This is a genomic window from Streptomyces sp. NPDC094034, from assembly GCF_040303865.1.
In the GTDB taxonomy this organism is placed as follows: Bacteria; Actinomycetota; Actinomycetes; order Streptomycetales; family Streptomycetaceae; genus Streptomyces.
The window spans coordinates 54,456-72,416 of sequence record NZ_JBEOUD010000021.1 but is presented as its reverse complement, the minus strand read 5'-3'; the positions used below and the strand labels follow the sequence as shown (position 1 = coordinate 72,416).

Annotated in this window: 17 protein-coding genes; 5 read left to right on the top strand and 12 right to left on the bottom strand. The window is 71.1% G+C overall.

The genetic code is table 11. The features are described 5' to 3' along the window. Positions 1–190: 190 nt before the first annotated feature. The 12 genes from ABTZ59_RS20175 to ABTZ59_RS20120 all read right to left on the bottom strand — a co-directional run bounded on the left by ABTZ59_RS20175 (position 191) and on the right by ABTZ59_RS20120 (position 12,438). A complete protein-coding gene (locus ABTZ59_RS20175; protein ID WP_351404943.1) occupies positions 191–853 on the bottom strand; it encodes an ABC transporter ATP-binding protein in 663 nt (220 codons plus the stop codon). Further along, positions 846–1,781: an ABC transporter ATP-binding protein gene (locus tag ABTZ59_RS20170; RefSeq protein WP_351405620.1), complete on the bottom strand. Its 936-nt coding sequence runs from the start codon at positions 1,779–1,781 to the stop codon at positions 846–848. The genes ABTZ59_RS20175 and ABTZ59_RS20170 overlap by 8 nt, the downstream gene beginning before the upstream one ends. A gap of 170 nt (positions 1,782–1,951) precedes the next feature. After that, positions 1,952–2,845: an ABC transporter permease gene (locus ABTZ59_RS20165; RefSeq protein WP_351404930.1), complete on the bottom strand. Its 894-nt coding sequence runs from the start codon at positions 2,843–2,845 to the stop codon at positions 1,952–1,954. Continuing rightward, the gene (locus ABTZ59_RS20160; RefSeq protein ID WP_351404919.1) at positions 2,838–3,830 is read right to left on the bottom strand and encodes an ABC transporter permease; all 993 of its coding nucleotides are present in this window, start codon (positions 3,828–3,830) and stop codon (positions 2,838–2,840) included. Before ABTZ59_RS20160 ends, ABTZ59_RS20165 begins: the two co-directional genes overlap by 8 nt. Then, positions 3,827–5,422, bottom strand: coding sequence for an ABC transporter substrate-binding protein (locus ABTZ59_RS20155; protein WP_351404910.1), 1,596 nt, complete (start codon positions 5,420–5,422; stop codon positions 3,827–3,829). Before ABTZ59_RS20155 ends, ABTZ59_RS20160 begins: the two co-directional genes overlap by 4 nt. A gap of 275 nt (positions 5,423–5,697) precedes the next feature. Then, positions 5,698–6,804: an acyl-CoA dehydrogenase family protein gene (locus ABTZ59_RS20150; RefSeq protein WP_351404902.1), complete on the bottom strand. Its 1,107-nt coding sequence runs from the start codon at positions 6,802–6,804 to the stop codon at positions 5,698–5,700. After that, complete coding sequence (locus tag ABTZ59_RS20145) at positions 6,801–7,994, bottom strand: acyl-CoA dehydrogenase family protein (RefSeq protein ID WP_351404894.1); 1,194 nt, start codon at positions 7,992–7,994, stop codon at positions 6,801–6,803. Before ABTZ59_RS20145 ends, ABTZ59_RS20150 begins: the two co-directional genes overlap by 4 nt. Then, positions 7,991–8,959: an NADPH:quinone oxidoreductase family protein gene (locus ABTZ59_RS20140; RefSeq protein WP_351404881.1), complete on the bottom strand. Its 969-nt coding sequence runs from the start codon at positions 8,957–8,959 to the stop codon at positions 7,991–7,993. Before ABTZ59_RS20140 ends, ABTZ59_RS20145 begins: the two co-directional genes overlap by 4 nt. Positions 8,960–9,067: 108 nt before the next feature. Further along, a complete protein-coding gene (locus ABTZ59_RS20135; RefSeq protein ID WP_351404869.1) occupies positions 9,068–9,655 on the bottom strand; it encodes a helix-turn-helix domain-containing protein in 588 nt (195 codons plus the stop codon). A 165-nt stretch (positions 9,656–9,820) separates the two neighbouring features. Beyond that, entirely contained in the window at positions 9,821–10,078 is a 258-nt protein-coding gene (locus ABTZ59_RS20130; RefSeq protein ID WP_351404858.1) for a DUF5133 domain-containing protein, read from the bottom strand. A 158-nt stretch (positions 10,079–10,236) separates the two neighbouring features. Then, entirely contained in the window at positions 10,237–10,965 is a 729-nt protein-coding gene (locus tag ABTZ59_RS20125) for an SDR family oxidoreductase (RefSeq protein WP_351404849.1), read from the bottom strand. Positions 10,966–11,139: 174 nt separating this feature from the next. Then, positions 11,140–12,438 (bottom strand): alpha/beta fold hydrolase, encoded by a 1,299-nt coding sequence (locus tag ABTZ59_RS20120; protein ID WP_351404841.1) that lies wholly within the window; start codon positions 12,436–12,438, stop codon positions 11,140–11,142. A 270-nt stretch (positions 12,439–12,708) separates the two neighbouring features. Here ABTZ59_RS20120 and ABTZ59_RS20115 point away from each other — a divergent pair, with 270 nt between their 5' ends. From ABTZ59_RS20115 to ABTZ59_RS20095, 5 genes are all read left to right on the top strand, one after another. Then, entirely contained in the window at positions 12,709–13,872 is a 1,164-nt protein-coding gene (locus tag ABTZ59_RS20115; protein ID WP_351404831.1) for an ABC transporter ATP-binding protein, read from the top strand. A 246-nt stretch (positions 13,873–14,118) separates the two neighbouring features. Then, entirely contained in the window at positions 14,119–15,468 is a 1,350-nt protein-coding gene (locus ABTZ59_RS20110; protein WP_351404816.1) for an ABC transporter substrate-binding protein, read from the top strand. Further along, positions 15,465–16,430 (top strand): carbohydrate ABC transporter permease, encoded by a 966-nt coding sequence (locus ABTZ59_RS20105; RefSeq protein WP_351404798.1) that lies wholly within the window; start codon positions 15,465–15,467, stop codon positions 16,428–16,430. Before ABTZ59_RS20110 ends, ABTZ59_RS20105 begins: the two co-directional genes overlap by 4 nt. Continuing rightward, the gene (locus ABTZ59_RS20100; RefSeq protein ID WP_351404782.1) at positions 16,430–17,320 is read left to right on the top strand and encodes a carbohydrate ABC transporter permease; all 891 of its coding nucleotides are present in this window, start codon (positions 16,430–16,432) and stop codon (positions 17,318–17,320) included. The genes ABTZ59_RS20105 and ABTZ59_RS20100 overlap by 1 nt, the downstream gene beginning before the upstream one ends. A gap of 5 nt (positions 17,321–17,325) precedes the next feature. Beyond that, positions 17,326–17,961: a hypothetical protein gene (locus ABTZ59_RS20095; protein WP_351404775.1), complete on the top strand. Its 636-nt coding sequence runs from the start codon at positions 17,326–17,328 to the stop codon at positions 17,959–17,961.

The following is a 17,961-nucleotide window of genomic DNA, read 5'->3' as shown; positions in this document are numbered from 1 at the left end:
GGGGACGCGTTGGGGTGCGGTGGAGCGCGGTGCTGCTCGGTCGGGCTGACCGGACGAGGCCGGGCTCGGTGGGCTCGGCCACGTTGGTGGGCTCGGTCAGGTCGGTCGGCTCGGTCCTGGCGAGTATCGGCCCTGTCGTGGCCCGGCCGATATCGTCCTACGCAGAGTTCGCCCACCCGCCATCCGCGCTTCAGCCGGTCCCGGTGATCTCCGTCCAGCGGACCGTACGGTCGCACCAGCGCTCCAGCAGGACACGGTCGTGGCCGACGGCGAGCAGTCCGGCGCCGTGTTCGCGGCGGTACTCCTCGACGACGGCGACCAGCGCGGCCGTCGTGGAGGCGTCGAGCATCGCGGTCATCTCGTCGCAGACCAGCCAGCGCGGGCGCAGCACCAGCGCACGGGCCAGACAGGCGCGTTGCAGCTGACCGTCGCTGACCTCGTGCGGGCGGCGGCCGAGCAGTTCACCGGTGAGCCCCACCGCTCGGACCAACTCGTCGACACGCGCGGTGAGGTCGGCGCGGCGGCCGGTGGCGCGCAGCGGCTCGGCGATCAACTCGCCGAGTCGCAGCCGGGGATCCGCCGAGAGCCGTGGCTGCTGGAAGACCACGCCGATCGCGGTCCGCTGTTCTCGCGGGGCCCGATGGCGCCAGCCGGTCACGCGTTGGCCATCGAGAGTGACGGTCCCCGCGTCGGGCCGGTGCAGCAGCGCCGCGACCCTCGCGAGGGTGGACTTGCCGCAGCCGCTGGGGCCGAGCAGCCCGAGCGACGCGCCGGGCGCGAGGGTGAGGGACGCGTCCCTGACGACGGGGGCGCGCCGCTCGTATCCGGCGGTGATGGAACGGAGTTCAAGCACGGACGGTCTCCTCGGCGCTCTCGTCGGGTCTCTCGCCGGAACTCACCCGGGGGTGGTGGCAGGCGAGTCCGTCCAGGAAGGGCGGTCGTGTGGCACAGAGATCGGTGGCGTGTGCGCAGCGGGGCGCGAAGGCACAGCCCGCGGGCAGCTCGCCCAGTTCCGGGGGCAGCCCGGGGATGGGGGTGAACGCGCGCTCCGGCAGGGCGTCGAGCAGTCCGCGCGCGTAGGGATGGCGCGGCCCCCGTTCCCCGAAGAAGCCTCGCGCGTCGCTGAGTTCGACGATCCGTCCGGCGTACATCACGGCGACGCGGTCGGCGATCCGCTCGGCCGCCGCCAGATCGTGAGTGATCAACAGCAGGGCGCGTCCCTCGTCGGCATGTCGTCGCAGTTCGTCGGCCGTACGGTCCACGAGATCGCGGTCGAGTCCGGTGGTCGGTTCGTCGGCCAGCAACAGCGGGGCGTCACCGATCAGGGCGAGCGCGGTCGCGGCGCGCTGGGCGAGACCGCCGGAGAGTTCGTGCGGATAGCGGTCGAGATGGCCGGCGGGGAAGGCCGCGCGGTCGGCCGCGGCCTCGGCGGCCCGCTGGAGTGCGCGCCCGCGCGTTCCGGTCAGTTCCCTTACGGTTTCCTCCAGTTGGGCCCGTACGGTTCGCACGGGTGTGAGATGGGCGGCCGGGCTCTGCGGTACGAGGCCGACGCGCCGTCCACGTACCGTCCGCGCGAGCGTGCGCTCGTCGGCGGCGAGCAGATCGATGCCGTCGAGGACGGCGGAGCCGGTGGTCTGCGCGTTGCCGGGCAGGAGTCCGAGCAGGGCGGAGGCGAGGACGGACTTGCCGCAGCCGCTCTCACCGACGAGGGCGAGGCACTCCCCCACCGCGAGATCGAAGTCGGCGTCGGTGACGGCGGCGATGTGCCGACCGCCGGGCATCCGGAAGCGCACGCCGAGCCCGCGCACGGAGAGCACGGGCCGCACGGACTCGGCGGACGCGGCGGACGCGGCGGACTCCGCGTGTGCCGCGGACTCAGCGGGTGCCGCGGGCTCACCGGGCACGGCGGACTCGGCGCGACCGGCCGGTGGGACCGCGGGAGAGGGCGTGGTCACAGCATCAGCTCCGATCGGCGGCGCGGATTGATCCGTTCCCGCCAGGCGCCCGCGAGACCCGCGAGGGCGAGGGTCGGAACGATCAGGAAGAGTCCGGGGAAGAGCGTCGGCCACCAGTCGCCCGCGAGCAGCGAACCGCGCGCCGTCTGCACCAGATTGCCGAGGCTCGCCTGGTGGCTGGGCAGTCCGAGTCCGAGGAACGACAGCGCGGATTCATGCCACATCGCGTGCGGCACCATCAGTACGGCCGCGAGTCCGGCCTGCGGCATGACGCCGGGCAGGAGGTGGCGCCCGATGACGCGCCCGCGTGACGCGCCGCCCGAGATCGCCGCGTCGATATAGGGACGGGCGCGCAGCGAGAGCACTTCCGAGCGGACGATACGGGCGGTGGAGAGCCAGTGGGTGAGCGCCACGGACACGATCACCGGCCAGACACCCGGCCGGAACATGGCGACGATGAAAATGCCGAGCAGCAGATGCGGTACGGACGAGAAGGTGTCCACGAGCCGCATGACGATCCGGTCCGTCCAGCCGCCGAAGGCCGCGGCCGCCGCGCCGACCGCCGTACCGATGACGGTGGCGACGAGCGCCGCGACGAGTCCGACCAGCAGCGAGACGCGCAGCCCGTAGACGCAGCGGAGCAGCAGATCGCGGCCGACGTCGTCGGTGCCGAACGGATGCGCCAAGGAGGGTGGCTGGAGTTTCCTGGCCAGGTCGACGGCCTGCTGATCGAGAGGGACGAGCAGGGGTACGACGAGCACGGCGAGCGCCACCGCCGCGACGATGACGGCGGAAGTACGGACCCGGACCGTGCGGGTGGAGCGGCGGGTGCGCCCGTGCGAGCGCCAGTCCGGCTCGGTGGCGATCGGCCCGGCGGCGGTGTCAGCCATCGAAACCCACTCTCGGGTCGGCGAGTCCGTAGAGCAGATCGGAGAGCAGGTTCCCGATCAGCACGGCGGCGGTGGCGAGCACGGTGAGCGCGGCGAGCAGGGCGAAGTCCACGGAGGTGGCCGCCTGAACGGTGGCGGCGGCGATTCCGGGCCAGCTGAAGACCGTCTCGACGAGCAGCGCGCCCGTGATGAGTTCGGGCACCCGGGAGCCGATGAGCGTGAGCATCGGCAGCATGCCGGAGCGCAGGGCGTGGCCGAGCAGTACGGTGCGTTCGTTCAGGCCCCGGGCGCGGGCGCCGCGCACGGGATCCTCGGCGAGCGCGTCGGTGACACCCTGGCGCACATAGAGGAAGAACCAGGGCAGTTGGGAGATGCCCAGCACGGCGGCGGGCAGCACCAGATGCGAGGCGACCTGCCCGAAGGTGACGGTGTCGCTCGCCGCGTCGGTGAGCCCGCCCGCCGGGAGCACGCCGAGCGTGACCGCGAAGAACCAGATCGCGAGCAGCCCGAGCCAGAAGGCGGGCGCGGCCTCCAGTACATACGCGGCGGAGCCGGCGCAGCGGTCGAGCGGACCGCCCGGCCTGCGCGCGGCGAGTACGCCGAGCGAGGTTCCGAGCAGGACGGCGACGGCGAAGGCCGTGACGGCGAGCAGCGTGGACCAGCCGATCCGTTCGCCGATCACGGCGGAGACGGGCGCGCGCAGTACGGAGGAGTCCCCGAGATCGCCGCCGAGCGCGTGGGTCAGCCAGTTCCACCAGCGGTGGACCAGTGGCTGATCCACTCCGAGGTTGACCCGGAGCTGGTCGAGGTTCTCCTGCGAGGCGGTGAGGCCCGCGGTGCCCGCGTAGGCCTTCACGGGGTCGAAGGGCGAGGCCGCGGCGACGGCGAACACGCCGAAGGTCACCACGAGGAGGACCGGGGCGGCGAACAGCAGCCGCCGCCCCGCCATCCTGCCCATCGCCCCCCAGGGGAGGCGACGGCTCATTTCTTGGGCGTCCAGTCCTCGATGTTCCACCAGGGCCCCGACGCCAGACCGTGGTCGTGCGGCTCGGTCTGGGTGGACAGCCCGTCCCAGCGGTCATTCACCACATAGATGTGGTCGATATGGGTGAGGAAGGTGTACCCGGGGTTCTTCACCAGTTCCCGCTGGACGGTGTCGTAGGCGGTCTTGCGGGCGTTCTGTTCACCGCTCTCGCGGCCGTCGTCGAGGGCCCGGTCGACGACCGGGTTGTCGTACCACGCCATGTTGTTGAAGCCGTCGCCCGCGAGGGAGGACTTGAGCAGGGTGTACTGGTCGAAGTCCGGATCGCCCGGCGAGCCGCCGCCGGCGAGGACCGCGTCCTGCCTCATCCGCGGTTCGATGACCTCCCAGGTGCCCGCCTGGGTCGTGATGTCGATGCCCGCCTTCTTGGCGTCGGAGGCGTAGGCGAGGGCGTGTTCCTGGCGGAGCTTGTCGCCGGTGAGGTACCAGAGCGGGAAGGCGGCGCGGACCCCGTCCTTGACGCGGACGCCGTCCTTGCCGGGCTTCCAGCCCGCTTCGTCGAGGATGCGCCGCGCCCCTTCGAGGTCGTGGCGGCGCTCGGTGCCCTGGGCGAACCACTCGCTGCCGGTGGGGACCGGGCCGTAGGCCGGCTTGCCCGCGCCTTCGAGGATCTTGTCGACCATGGTCTGACGGTCGACGGCGATGTCGAGGGCCCTGCGGACGGCGGTGTCGCCGGTGACCTTGTGGTGGGTCGGCAGGGTGACGGTGCGGTAGTCGTAGGTGGTGGCGTTGTAGGTCTTGCGGCCGCTGTCCTCGGCGAAGCCCTTGGCGAGGTTGGGCGGCAGGATTGCGCCGTCGAGTTCGCCGGCGCGCAGCCGGGTGGCGCGGACGTCGTCGTCCTTGATGATCGCCATGGTGAACTTCTTCACCCGCGGCGCGCCGCCCCAGTAGTCCGGGTTGGCCTTGAAACTGATCTTCTCGCCCTTGGACCAGCCGGTCAGGAGATAGGGGCCGGTGCCGACGGGCTGCGTGGTGAACGGCCCGGTGTTCACGTCCTGTTCGCCCGCGATATGCTCGGGGACAATGGGCAGGACGGTCCGCCGGTCGAACGGCGCGTAGGGGTATTTCAAGGTGAAGACGACGGTGTGCTCGCCCTGCGCGGTGACGTCCTTGACCGCGTCCAGCTCGGTCCTGGACGCGTTGTTGGTCTTCTCGTCCAAAATGGTGCGGTACGTGAAGACGACGTCCTTGGCACCGAAGGGCTTGCCGTCGCTGAACTTGACGCCCTCGCGCAGCTGGTACGTGTAGGTCAGCCCGTCGTCGCTCACCGTCGGCAGGGCGGTGGCGAGCGCGGGCGCGAGCCGCATCTCGGCGTCGTAGGTGAGCAGCCCGTCGAAGATCTTGGAATTGCCGTCCTTGCCGTAGCCGAGGAGCGGGCTGAGGCTGTCGGGTTCGTAGGCGATGCCGACGACCACCGAGTCCTTCGCCCCGCCACCTGCTCCCGAACCATCCGGGTTCGAGCAGGCCGCCGCGGCGAGAGCCAGTGCTCCGGCCAGCACCGCGGCGACCGTGCCGCGTATCGATCGGGCCGTCATGCGTCCACCCCTATTGAAGATCAACTGTTATTGCGATCGGTTCGCAATTAAACAGCACGCAAAGGGGTGCCTGTCCAGCGGCCTTAGGCCGTGGCCGGCTAGGTCCTGTCTGACACATAGCGCCGTCCGCCCGGAGGGCGGGGCTCGCGGCGTCTGGTGCGTGCGATCGCAAGGCGGAGGGTCGACCTCGTACTGGACGTACTTGGACGAGCCCGACAACGCGGCGAGCGCGCGTGCCAGGCGTCGCGAGCCAGGCGGGATGTGCCAGACAGGGCCTACCGCGGTCCGGGCAGATCGACGAGCGCGGCCAGCGTCTCCTGGTGCCGGCCCCGCGAACCGAACGCGATCTCGTCGGACTTGGCGCGCTTGAGATACAGATGCGCGGGATGTTCCCAGGTCATCCCGATTCCGCCGTGCAGTTGGACGCACTCCTCGGCCGCGTGAACGGCGACCCGTCCGCAGTACGCCTGCGCGAGAGCCACCGCGAGGGGGGCTTCCGCGCTGCCGGTGGCCAGCGCGTCCGCGGCGTTGCGGGCCGCCGCGCGGGCGGAGACGACCTCCAGCCACAGCTGCGCCATACGGTGTTTGAGCGCCTGGAAGGATCCGATCGGCCGGTTGAACTGCTTGCGCTCACGGGTGTGCCGGACGGTCTCCTCCAGGCACCACTCGGCGACACCGAGCTGCTCGGAGGCGAGCAGCCCCGCCCCCGCCAGCAGTCCGCGGCGTACGGCGGCCTGCGCCGCGGGCGCCTCGGCGATCCGGATCCCGGCGGCGGGATCGACGGTGACCGCGGCGAGCGGCCGGGTCAGATCGAGCGGGGTGAGTGGTTCGACGGTGACCCCGGGCGAGGCCGTCTCGACCGCGTACAGCCCGTCGTGACGCACCACGAGCAGGACATCGGCGCGCACGGCGTCGGCGACCCCGCTCACCGTTCCCGCGCCGGCGGGCAGCGGTCCGTCGGGGGCGGTGGACAGCGGGACCGCGAGCACCGCGACCCGGTGGCCATGGGCGAGCGCGGTGAGCAGGCCCGCGACGTCCGTGCTCTCGGTGCTCTCCCCGTCGCAGGCGAGCAGCGTCTCGGTCGCCACCACGGAACTGGTGAGATACGGCGCGGCCGTGACGTCCCGGCCCAGCTCCTCCAGTACGACCGCGACCTCGCGATGGCCGGCGCCCTGGCCGCCCAGCTTCTCCGGGACGAGCAGCCCCGACGCGCCGATCCCGCCCGCGAGCGAGGTCCACAGCTCCGGATCGTACGGATCTCCGGCCTCGGCGCGGCCGAGCGCGGCCGGTACATCGGCACGGTCCGTGAGCAACGACCGTACGGTCGCGCGCAGTTCGGCCTCGGTGTCCGAGTAGAGCAGATCGGGGGAAGCGTCGGTCATCGGGCCACGTCCTTCCAGGCGATGTCCTTGTCGTCGCGCGGCTCCGTGGGCAGGCCGAGAACGCGTTCCGCCACGATGTTCAGCAGCACCTCGCTCGTACCGCCCTCGATGGAGTTGCCCTTCGCGCGCAGATAGCGGTAACCGGCGTCCCGTCCGGTGAAGTCGACCAGCTCCGGCCTGCGCATGGTCCAGTCGGAGTACAACAGACCTTCCTCACCGAGGAGTTCGACCTCAAGACCACTGATCTCCTGGTTGAGCCGGGCGAAGGCGAGCTTCATCCCGCTGCCCTCGGGGCCCGGTTGCCCCGCGACGAGTTGCTGACGCAGCCGCTCCGCGGTCAGCCGCGCGACCTCCGCCTCCACCCAGACAGTGAGCAGCCGCTGACGCAGCTCATGGGTGCGCAGTTCGGGCCGCTCGCGCCAGGTACGGGCGAGCGGCCCGATCATGCCGCCCTCGCGGGGCAGACGGGCGCCGCCGATGGAGACGCGCTCGTTCATCAGGGTGGTCCGGGCGACCTTCCAGCCCTCGCCGATCTCACCGAGGCGGTACGCGTCGGGAATGCGTACGTCGGTCAGGAAGACTTCGTTGAACTCGGCCTCGCCGGTGATCTGGCGCAGCGGCCGTACCTCGACACCGGGGTCGGTCATATCGCAGAGGAAGTAGCTGATTCCCCGGTGTTTGGGCAGATCCGGATCCGTACGGGCCAGGAGGATGGCCCAGCGGGCGACATGGGCACTGGAGGTCCACACCTTCTGCCCGTTGACGATCCAGTCGCCGGAGACGGAGTCGCCCTCGCGGACCGCGCGGGTGCCGAGCGCGGCCAGGTCGGAGCCGGCGCCGGGCTCGCTGAACAGCTGGCACCACACCTCCTCACCGACCCACAGGGGCCGCAGGAAGCGCTGCTTCTGCTCCTGGGTGCCGTAGCGGAGGATGGTCGGCGCGGCCATGCCGAGGCCGATGCCGATACGGCGCGGATCGTTGTCGGGGGCACCCGCCGCGGCCAACTCGGCGTCCACGACGGCCTGGAGTGAGCGCGGCGCGTCGAGTCCGCCGAGACCCACCGGGTAGTGGACCCAGGCGAGTCCCGTGTCGAAGCGCGCCTTGAGGAAGTCGGTCCTGTCGGTGCCGGCCGGTGGTCGGTCGGCCAGCAACTTCCGGGTGAGGGACCGCAGTTCGGCGGCGTCGGTCATCGGGCGCCGCCCTCCGGGAGAACGACCACACGTCCGGTGGTGATGCCGTCGGCGACCCGCTGGACCGCGGCCGCGGCATCCTTCATGGGAACCCGCTCGCTGATGAGCGGCTTGATCGCGCCCCGGGCCGCGAGGGCGGTCAGCTCCCGGTGGCAACCGGCCACCGCCGCCGGGTCCTTGGTGTGGTAAAGACCCCAGTGCAGCCCCAGGATCGAGTAGTTCTTCACCAGCGCGTGGTTGAGGGCCGCGGTGGGGATCGCGCCGCTCGCGAAGCCCACGACCACGATGCGGCCCTCGAAGGCCACGCATTTGGTGGACTTGGTGTAGGCGTCGCCGCCCACCGGGTCGTAGACGACATCCGCTCCCCGGCCGCCGGTGGCCTCCTTGACCGCGCCGACGAGGTCGTCCGCCCGACGGTCGATCACCAGGTCACAGCCCAGCTCCCGGGCCACGCGCGCCTTGTCCTGGCCGCCGACGACACCGATGACCGTGGCCCCGGCCGCCTTCCCGAGCTGTACGGCCGCGCTGCCGACCCCGCCGGCCGCCGCGTGGACGAGAAGGGTCTCCCCCGGCTGGAGCCGCGCTCGCCGGTGCAGTGCGAACCAGCCCGTCTGGTAGCCGATGTGCAGGGCCGCCGCCTCCGCGTCGTCCAGGGCGTCGGGCGCGGGCAGCAGCGCGGCCGCGTCGGCGACCACGTACTCGGCCAGGCCGCCGTGCGGCAGCGCGGGTGTGGCGATGACCCGGCGTCCGTCCTCCGTCTCGCCGCAGATCTCCACGCCAGGGGTGAAGGGCAGCGGCGGCCGGACCTGGTACTGCCCCCGGCAGAGCAGGGCGTCCGGGAAGTTGATGTTCGCCGCCCGGACCAGCAACGGGACCTGTCCCTCGCCGGGCACCGGACGCTCGGCCTCTTCGAGCCGCATCACCTCGCCCGGCTCGCCGTTCCGGTGCACTCGCCATGCCAGCATTCGGAGCCTCCACACACGATGGGCAGTACCGCACTCGTGCGCATACTAAGCAGTCGCTTGGGCCGCTGGGAACATCCCGCCGGGGAACGGCCCACCGGCGATCCGCCCTCAGGGCGCCTTCGTCCGTGCCCGTACGTGCATCCGCTCGCCCTGCGGCCCGAACAGACTCAGGAACTCCACCGGCGCGTCCGCGGCCGGCCCGAACCAGTGCGGTACGTGCGTGTCGAACTCGGCCGCCTCCCCGGCACCGAGCACCACATCGTGCTCACCGAGCCGCAGCCGCAGCCGGCCCGCCAGCACATAGAGCCACTCGTACCCCTCATGGGTCCGCTGTTCGCAGTCGTCGTCCGGCGAGGGCTGGATGATCACCTTGTACGCTTGCGGCCCGCCCGGCTGGCGGGTGAGCGGCAGCATCGTACGGTTGCCCCGCACGATCGGCTTGGCGCGCACCCGGGGATCGCCGACCTGGGGCGCGCCGACCAGTTCGTCGAGCGGGACCTGATGGGCACGGGCGATGGGCAGCAGCAGTTCGAGGCTCGGGCGGCGACGGCCCGCCTCCAGCCGCGAGAGGGTGCTCACGGAGATACCGGTGACCTCGGACAGTGCGCTCAGCGTGGCGCCGCGCTCCTGCCGGATCTTGCGCAGCCGGGGTCCCACATCGTTCAGTACATCTTCGAGCCGGGCGTCGTCGTCCATGGACTCATTGCATCATCGATTGCCGGGACGGCAACCGCCTTTGCCGGGCGGCACCGAGCGGACAACGCACCCGCGGTCCGGAACGCGGGGCGAAGCGCGGTCTCGGAGGGAGTGTCGAAGCGCGGTCTCGGACGGGGTGTCCCGGACAAGGTAGGGAAACGACCCCTACGGCTTGACTCCCGGCGCGACAGGCTTCGTTCCCTCCCGGAAGAGCGGAACCGGCCTGATCCGGCGCAGATATGCCTCAGCCTGCCAGATCGCCTCACGCGCGGTGCGCTGTCCCATCAGCACACAGAGGGTGTACGCCACATCCTCGAACCGTCCGCGTGTGTCCTCGTCGAGTGGATCGGCGAGCACCAGCCGTTCCCAGGCCCGGTATCGGGCCAGCAGATCGGCCACCAGATGTCTGTCCGGCAGCAGCATGCCAACCACCTCCCGCGTTCGGGAATCCACCCGCTCGCTCCGGCTTCGCACACGGCAGGGCACCGGGTTCCCTCCGGGACATTGTCCACCCGGCTCCCGGCATCCGCTCGGCGAGTCCGGTGGCACCGGCCATGACCTGGTACGACGCCGCGAGCGAGTCAGGAGAGCCAGTCGGCGTAGCGGGTGGCGGCGAGGTGGGCGTCCTTGTCGGTGAGGACGTCGCCCTTGACGACGGCGAACATGCCGGCGGTGGGGTCGGTCACGACCGTACGGCCGTCGCCCTGGTGGGACAGGGTGATCCGGCCCAGCTCGTCCAGGGAGAAGATCTCGGGGCCACCGATATCGCGGATGCCGTTCAGCGGGGCGCCCGCGGCGACCTCCGCCACGGCGGCGGCCACGTCCCTGGCGGCGATCGGCTGGATCGGCGTGGCGGGCAGCCGGACGGTGTCGCCGTCGGCGGTCCAGGAGATGACATCGTCCATGAACTCCATGAACTGCGTCGCCCGGACGATCGAGTAGGGGATCGGCCCGGCCGCGAGGAGTTCTTCCTGGAGCACCTTGGCCCGGTAGTAGTCCAGCTCGGGCACCTGGTCCGCGCCGACGATCGAGAGGATGACGACGTGGCCGACGCCGCCCTTCCGGGCCGCGGCCAGAAGGTGGTCCATCGAGGTCCGGAAGAAGGCCGCGGAGGCCTCGTCGAAGGTCGGGGAGTTCGTCAGGTTGACGACGACGTCGGCTCCGGCCACCGCCTCGTCCAGTCCCTGGCCGCTGATGACGTCGACTCCAGTGGAATGCGAGTGCGGTACCGCCTCGTGCCCGGCGGCATTCAGATCCTTGACGACCCGTGACCCGATCAGCCCGGTACCGCCGATGACCGCGAACTTCATGGCATGCCTTTCGTCGGGATCATTTCCGCAATATTGCACAAAAAGCGAAAAATGGGCGTGGCACGCACCTGATGGGCGCGACACGCATCCGACTCGGACATGCCCGCTCGGACGCCGGCCCAGGGATCAGCCGGCGTCGAGGTCGCGGGAACCGGTCAGGACACAACGCCCTTACTAGGCCTCGTCCCGTACCAGCGCGAGCAGCCGGTCCAGGACATGGGGGGCGCCCGCCCGCAGTCCGTCGTGCTCGTACTCGTCGGTCACCCAGGTCCGCAGCCCACGGATCGCGCGCGCGGTCCGCAGGGAGTGTTCCGTGTCGACATACATGTCGTCGTGATAGACGGCCGCGGCGACCGGCACCTCGTTGGCGGCCAGCCGGGCGGGATCGTAGAGGGGGATCCAGTCCGTACGGGCCGCGACCAGTTCGGCGGCCTCCCGCAGCGGGCGCAGCGCGGGATCGGAGTCGAAGTGCCAGGGGTGGATGGACTCGCCCGTGAAGTACAACGGCCCTTCCCCGGCAAGGGTCTTGGCCGCGTCGAACCGAGCGAACTCACCGCGCACCCGCTCGGCGGCCCACCGTGTCGGCCGGCTGTCCTGGCCGTAGATCGCCTCGTGGAGCACGGCGTACAGCGGATGCCCGGCGAACGAGAGGGCGGTGGCCACGCTCTCCTGGAACGCGTCGGAGAGCACCGGGCCCTGCGGCGTACGGACGAAGGCGTTCTCCAGCAGATAGTGCAACTGATGGCTGCCGTCCCCGCCGCCGAGCATGATCCCCAGGGACTGGAACGCCTCGGGCGTGAGGCGGTAGCCGGTGGGGAGTACGGGCCGGTGCTCGGCCAGATACTCCGCGATCCGCCGGGCCGCGCCGATGTCCTGCGGATAACGGGCGTAGAACGCCTCCACCTTGCGCGCGATGCGCGGATAGGCCGCGCGGTAGACCTCGTCGGCCGTGGCGTCGAGCGAGGGCAGCCCGCCGGTGATCAGCACGGTCTCCAGGCCCTCGGGGGCGGTGGAGAGATAGTGGGTGGCGCAGAAGCCGCCGAAGCTCTGACCGAGCACGGTCCAGGGTGCGCCGCCGGTCAGCAGGGGACGTATCGTCTCGCAGTCCCGCACGATGGAGTCGGCGCGGAAGTGCGCGAGATAGTCGGCCTGCCGCTCCGGGCCGCCGCGCAGGGGCAGGGTCTGCCGGTTGACGGGGGTGGAGAGACCGGTGCCGCGCTGGTCGAGGAGGAGCACCCGGAATTCCTTCAGGGCGCGGCCGAGCCACGCCTGCCGGCCGATGAACCGGCGCGCCCCGAAGCCCGGTCCGCCCTCCAGATACACCAGCCAGGGCAGCTCCGCCCCCGCGCGCGAGCTCGCGACGACTTCACGGGCGAAGAGCTCGATCCGCTCCCCCGAAGGATCGCCGTGGTCCAGGGGGACCGTGAATCGGTGGTCGGTGAGGACGACGCCGGGCTGTCGGTAGCTGGTCAAGGGTGCTCCTGTTCTCGCTCGCCCCTCCCGGGGCCGGTCACGCGCCCCTCCCGGGGCCGGTCACGCGCCCCTCCCGGGGCAGTCACGCCGGACAGTTCAGCACATGGGCCGCGGCTGCGCCGAGACCGCCCCTCCGCGACGGGCCCCGGCCCGCGACCCGGGTATGACGAGCTGTACGCGCGCGGGACGCTCCGCGTTCAGCGCGCACGCGGTTCCCCGGACAGTCGCGGCCCGCGCGCGCGAAGGGCCGCCCGCTCCTAGCGTGAGGTCATGATCCGGTTCGAGCAGGTCAGCAAGGTCTACCCGGACGGAACGGCCGCCGTCGACGAGCTGTCCTTCGATGTCGACGAGGGCGAGCTGGTGACGCTGGTGGGACCTTCCGGCTGTGGCAAGACGACCACGATGATGATGGTGAACCGGCTGATCGAGCCCACGTCGGGGCGCGTCTTCGTCGAGGGCCGGGACATATCGGGGGTCGATCCCGTCCAATTGCGCCGCCGGATCGGCTATGTCATCCAGCAGGTGGGGCTCTTCCCGCACCGGACGATACTCGACAACACCGCGACCGTGCCCACCCTCGTCGGCTGGAAGAAGGCGAAGGCCCGCGAGCGGGCGGCGGAACTGCTCGATCTGGTGGGGCTCGACCCGGCGATATACGGTCCGCGCTATCCGGCGCAGTTGTCCGGCGGGCAGCGCCAGCGGGTGGGGGTGGCCCGGGCCCTGGCCGCCGATCCCCCGGTGCTGCTGATGGACGAGCCGTTCGGCGCGGTGGACCCGGTGGTGCGCGAACGGTTGCAGAACGAGTTTCTGAAGCTCCAGGCGACGGTGCGCAAGACGGTGCTGATGGTGACGCACGACATCGAGGAAGCGGTGCGGATGGGCGACCGTATCGCGGTGTACGGGGAGGGGCGCATCGAGCAGTACGACAGCCCGGGGGCGGTCCTCGGCACCCCCGCCACGCCCTATGTGGCCCGGTTCGTGGGCGCGGACCGGGGGCTGAAGCGGCTCTCGGTGACCGCCGTCGAGCCGGCCGACCTGGAGGAGCCGCCGGTCGCGAGGACCGACGAGCCGGCCCGGGACGCGGCAGCGCGGATGCGCGCCCAGCGGGCCCGCTGGGCGGTGGTGCTGAACGGGGACGGCGAACTGCACGGCTGGGTCTCCGCCGACGCGCTGACGCAGGCCGGGGAGCGCGGCTCGGTCGGCGATCTCGCCCGCCGGATGGAGGCGTGGGTACCGCTCGGGTCGCCGCTGAAGCAGGCGTTCAGCGAGATGCTCCAGCATGACGCGGGGTGGGTGGCGGTGCTGGAAGGGGCGCGTTTCGCCGGGGTGCTGACCCCGGCGAAGCTGCACGAGGCGCTGCGCCGCTCGGTGGACGCGGACGCTCAGGGCATCGGCCGTGACGAGGTCGACTTCGATTCGGTGTCGGACGCGTGAGCGCGCGTGACGGCGCCACCGGGCCGGGCGCGGCGGCCAGTACCGGGTCATCACCCAACTGGTCCGGCCGGAGGACCGGTTGGGACGTCCTGGCCGACCACCGCCGGGGCGCGGCGCCCTGCGCCGCCCGGCGGCGAACGGATGCGGAACGGCTCTTGACCGGCGCCCTGCGGTAACCCTAGGTTTCCCTGAAGGAAAGCGCTTTCCGACAACGATGTCAGAGAACGTTCACCAGGAGGCACGGTCATGAGACCGCTCGGCCCGCCCCGCACCGCCGCCCTGCCCGCACTTCCCTCGCTCCCCGCGCTGCCCGCCCTGCCCGCGCTCGCCGCGCTCACCGCACTCGTCCTGCTGCTGACCGGCTGCTCCGGCGGAGGGTCCGTCAAGGGCGGCGGAATCACCCTCACCTTCAGCTGGTGGGGCAATGAGAGCCGCGCCCAGCGCACCAACGAGGCCGTACGCCTCTTCGAGAAGAGACATCCGGGCGTGACGGTACGGACCTCCTTCGCCGGCTACGAGGCGTACGTCCAGAAACTCGCCACCCAGGCCGCCGGCGGCGATCTGCCCGATGTCGCCCAGCTCGACTACCGCCAGATATCCCAGTACGCGGGGAGCGGCACGCTGCTCGACCTCACCCCGTACATCAAGGACGGCACGCTCCGTACGGGCGCGATGGATCCGGGTCTGGTCGCCACCGGCCGCTACGGCCCCGGGCAGTTCGCACTGCCGATGGGGCAGGGGTCCACCGGATTCGCCTATGACGCCAGGATGTTCGCGAAGGCCGGGCTCAAGACGCCGGAGCCCGGCTGGACCTGGGAGGAGTGGGCCGACGCGGGCCGCGCGATCAGCGCACTCGGGCTGAAGGGCCCGGACGGACGCCCGTACACCGGCCTCACCGACATCGGGGTCAACGAGGACGCGTTCGAGAACTGGCTGCGCGGGCACGGCAAGAAGCTCTACGCCTCACAGCATCGACTGGGCTTCGGCGCCGAAGACCTCGCCGCGTTCTGGACGTTCACCAACGGACTGCGCGAGGAGGGCACGGCCTCGCACGCCAAGGACACCTCCCAGATCAGCGGTGCGATCGAGGACGGCCCGATGGGGCGCGGTCTGGCCGCCACCGACTTCAACTGGGACGGTCCCTTCCTCGGCTATGAGCCCCTGATGGGCGACGACGTCCATCTCGCGCCCGTCCCCACGGTGGACGGCAGGGCGGGCCAGTACTTCAAGCCCTCCGTCCTGATCGGCGCGGGCGCCGGCACCGAACATCCCAAGGAGGCGGCGGCGCTGACGGACTTCCTGCTCAATGACCCCGAGGCCGGGAGGATCCTCGGCGTCACCCGCTCCACCCCGCCCAACCGCGACATCGCGCGGTCGATCGGCACGGACCTGCGGGGACCCGAGAAGGAGGTCTTCGAGTACGGCAGGAAGATCGCCGCGTACGGTGTCGATCCCCCGCCGATGGCGCCGCCCCGGGGTGATGTGGTTCTCCAGGTCTCCTTCACCCGTGTCTACCAGCAGGTGATCCACGGCATGCAGAGTCCCGCCGAGGCGGCCCGGGAGTTCGTCGCCGAGGCGGAGAGGGAGCTGCGATGAGCCCCACCAGAGATCCGCGGCGGACCGCGCCCTCGGCTCCTCCCCCGCCCACCGCGCACGAGCCCCGGCGCGCTCCGCGCCGTGAACGCCAGGGCCCCGCCTATGTCTTCCTCTCCCCCTGGATCCTCGGCGTCGTCCTGCTGACGCTCGCGCCGATGGCCGTCTCGCTCTATCTCTCCTTCACCGACTACAACCTCTTCGACGCCCCCACCTGGGTCGGACCGCGCAACTACACGGACATGCTCTTCGAGGATCCCCGCTACTGGCGTTCGGTCGGCACCACGCTGATCTTCGTGGTGGTGGCGGTGCCGCTGAAGCTGGCCCTCGCCCTCGCGGTCGCGCTGCTGCTCAAGAACATGCGCTCCGGCAAGAGTTTCTACCGCTCCGCCTTCTACGCACCGTCCCTGCTCGGCGCGAGTATGTCGATCGCGCTGGTGTGGCGGGCGCTGTACAACGACGGCGGTACGGTCGACGATCTGCTCTCGCGGATCGGTATCCACACCGGGGGCTGGGTCGCCGACCCCGATCTGTCGGTGTTCGTGGTCGCCCTGCTGGCCGTCTGGCAGTTCGGCGCGCCGATGGTGATCTTCCTGGCCGGGCTCCAGCAGATACCGGGCGATCTCTACGAGGCGGCGGCGCTCGACGGCGCCGGGCGGTGGCGGCAGTTCGTCTCCGTCACCCTGCCCATGCTCTCCCCGGTCCTCTTCTTCAATCTGGTGCTGGAGACCATCCAGTCGTTCCAGGTCTTCACCCCCGCCTTCGCGATCAGCGGAGGCAGGGGCGGACCCGCCGACTCGACCATGTTCTACACGCTCTATCTCTATGAGCGCGGCTTCTCCGCCTCGCACATGGGCTACGCCTCCGCCATGGCGTGGGCGCTGCTGCTCGGGATCGGAGCGGTGACCGTCGTGCTCTTCAGAACGTCACGCTCCTGGGTCTTCTACGCCGACGAGGGGGCCTGATGTCCACCGCCGCCATCAACAAGCGGAACGCCCGTCGTGGTACCGGCACCGCTGCCGGTACACGCGGCCGCCGTATCGTCCCGCAGCTGGCCGCCGCCCTGATCCTGCTGGTCCTGCTCTATCCGCTGGTGTGGCTGCTGGCCACCTCGCTCAAACCGGCCGACGAGGTTCTGACCAGTCTGAAACTGCTGCCGAGCCGACTGGAATGGAGTAACTACAGCACCGCCCTGGACGGGGTGAGCGGGGTGCAGGTCTCCACTCTCCTCACCAACTCGCTGCTGATCTCCGCGGGTTCGGTGCTCGGCAATGTCATCTCGTGCTCGCTTGCCGCGTACGCCTTCGCCCGGCTGCGGTTCCGGATGCGAGGTGTCATGTTCGGCTTCATGGTCGCCACGATGATGCTGCCGCACCACGCGGTGCTGATCCCGCAGTACATCATCTTCAACCAGCTCGGCATGGTGGACTCCTACTGGCCGCTGGTACTGCCGAAGTTCCTGGCCACGGAGGCGTTCTTCGTCTTCCTGATCGTGCAGTTCATGCGCGGGCTGCCCCGCGAGCTGGAGGAGGCGGCCAGGATCGACGGCTGCGGGCCGTTCCGCTCCTTCTGGTCCGTGGTGCTGCCGCTGACCCGTCCCGCGCTGATCACCACGGCGATCTTCACCTTCATCTGGAGCTGGAACGACTTCTTCACCCAGCTGATCTATCTGTTCGACCCGGAGAAGTTCACCATCACTCTGGCGCTGCGGAACTTCGTGGACCAGTCGAGCCAGTCGGCGTTCGGCCCGATGTTCGCGATGTCGGTGATCTCGCTGCTGCCGATCGTGCTGTTCTTCGCCGCGTTCCAGCGCTATCTGGTGCAGGGTCTGGCGACCTCCGGGCTGAAGGGATGAGCGCCATGGGTACCCGGCCGGGCGTGTCCGCGCCCTCCGACCGGCGCGAGCCAGGGGAGCTGTTCGGGCCGCGCTTCGCGCTCTTCGCCGACATGCTCGCCGTCGGTCTGTTCACGACGGTGGCGAGTCTGCCGCTCATCACCGCCCCGGCCGCGCTGGCCGCCGGTTGCCGCGTGCTGCGGGACTCCGCCCGTACGCGGCGGACGGCGACCGCCGGCCGGTACCGGGACGCGCTGCGGGCGCACGGCCTCGCCCGTACGCTCATCGCCGGCGTGGTGCTGGTCGCGCTCGGTGCGCTGTTCCTGCTGGATCTGGCGCTGGCCGGGGCCGGACTGCCCGGGGCCGCCGCCGTCTCGGTCACGCTGGCCGCCGTCGGGGCGGTGGCGCTGCTCGTGGGGGTACGGGCCGCCGCGCACCCGGCGGCGCGGCGCAGCTGGCCCGCCGCCCTACGGGGCGCCGCCCGCCGCTCGGCCACCGATCCGGCCGGGTCCGTACTGATCGCGGTGGCCCTGGTGATCTGCGCCGCGATCGTCTGGGCGCTGCCGCCGCTCGCGCTTGTCGTGGCCGGTCCGCTGGCGCTGGCCGCCGTCTCGGTCGAGCTGCGCGCGGCCCCCGGCCGGGGACGGTCCCCGCGCCGGTGA

Coding starts and splice junctions, on each gene's coding strand:
- ABTZ59_RS20170 (WP_351405620.1), bottom strand. CDS start 1,781: ATGCCCGGCGGTCGGCACATCGCCGCCGTCACCGACGCCGACTTCGAT.
- ABTZ59_RS20165 (WP_351404930.1), bottom strand. CDS start 2,845: ATGGCTGACACCGCCGCCGGGCCGATCGCCACCGAGCCGGACTGGCGC.
- ABTZ59_RS20160 (WP_351404919.1), bottom strand. CDS start 3,830: ATGAGCCGTCGCCTCCCCTGGGGGGCGATGGGCAGGATGGCGGGGCGG.
- ABTZ59_RS20155 (WP_351404910.1), bottom strand. CDS start 5,422: ATGACGGCCCGATCGATACGCGGCACGGTCGCCGCGGTGCTGGCCGGA.
- ABTZ59_RS20150 (WP_351404902.1), bottom strand. CDS start 6,804: ATGACCGACGCTTCCCCCGATCTGCTCTACTCGGACACCGAGGCCGAA.
- ABTZ59_RS20145 (WP_351404894.1), bottom strand. CDS start 7,994: ATGACCGACGCCGCCGAACTGCGGTCCCTCACCCGGAAGTTGCTGGCC.
- ABTZ59_RS20140 (WP_351404881.1), bottom strand. CDS start 8,959: ATGCTGGCATGGCGAGTGCACCGGAACGGCGAGCCGGGCGAGGTGATG.
- ABTZ59_RS20135 (WP_351404869.1), bottom strand. CDS start 9,655: ATGGACGACGACGCCCGGCTCGAAGATGTACTGAACGATGTGGGACCC.
- ABTZ59_RS20130 (WP_351404858.1), bottom strand. CDS start 10,078: ATGCTGCTGCCGGACAGACATCTGGTGGCCGATCTGCTGGCCCGATAC.
- ABTZ59_RS20125 (WP_351404849.1), bottom strand. CDS start 10,965: ATGAAGTTCGCGGTCATCGGCGGTACCGGGCTGATCGGGTCACGGGTC.
- ABTZ59_RS20115 (WP_351404831.1), top strand. CDS start 12,709: ATGATCCGGTTCGAGCAGGTCAGCAAGGTCTACCCGGACGGAACGGCC.
- ABTZ59_RS20110 (WP_351404816.1), top strand. CDS start 14,119: ATGAGACCGCTCGGCCCGCCCCGCACCGCCGCCCTGCCCGCACTTCCC.
- ABTZ59_RS20105 (WP_351404798.1), top strand. CDS start 15,465: ATGAGCCCCACCAGAGATCCGCGGCGGACCGCGCCCTCGGCTCCTCCC.
- ABTZ59_RS20100 (WP_351404782.1), top strand. CDS start 16,430: ATGTCCACCGCCGCCATCAACAAGCGGAACGCCCGTCGTGGTACCGGC.
- ABTZ59_RS20095 (WP_351404775.1), top strand. CDS start 17,326: ATGGGTACCCGGCCGGGCGTGTCCGCGCCCTCCGACCGGCGCGAGCCA.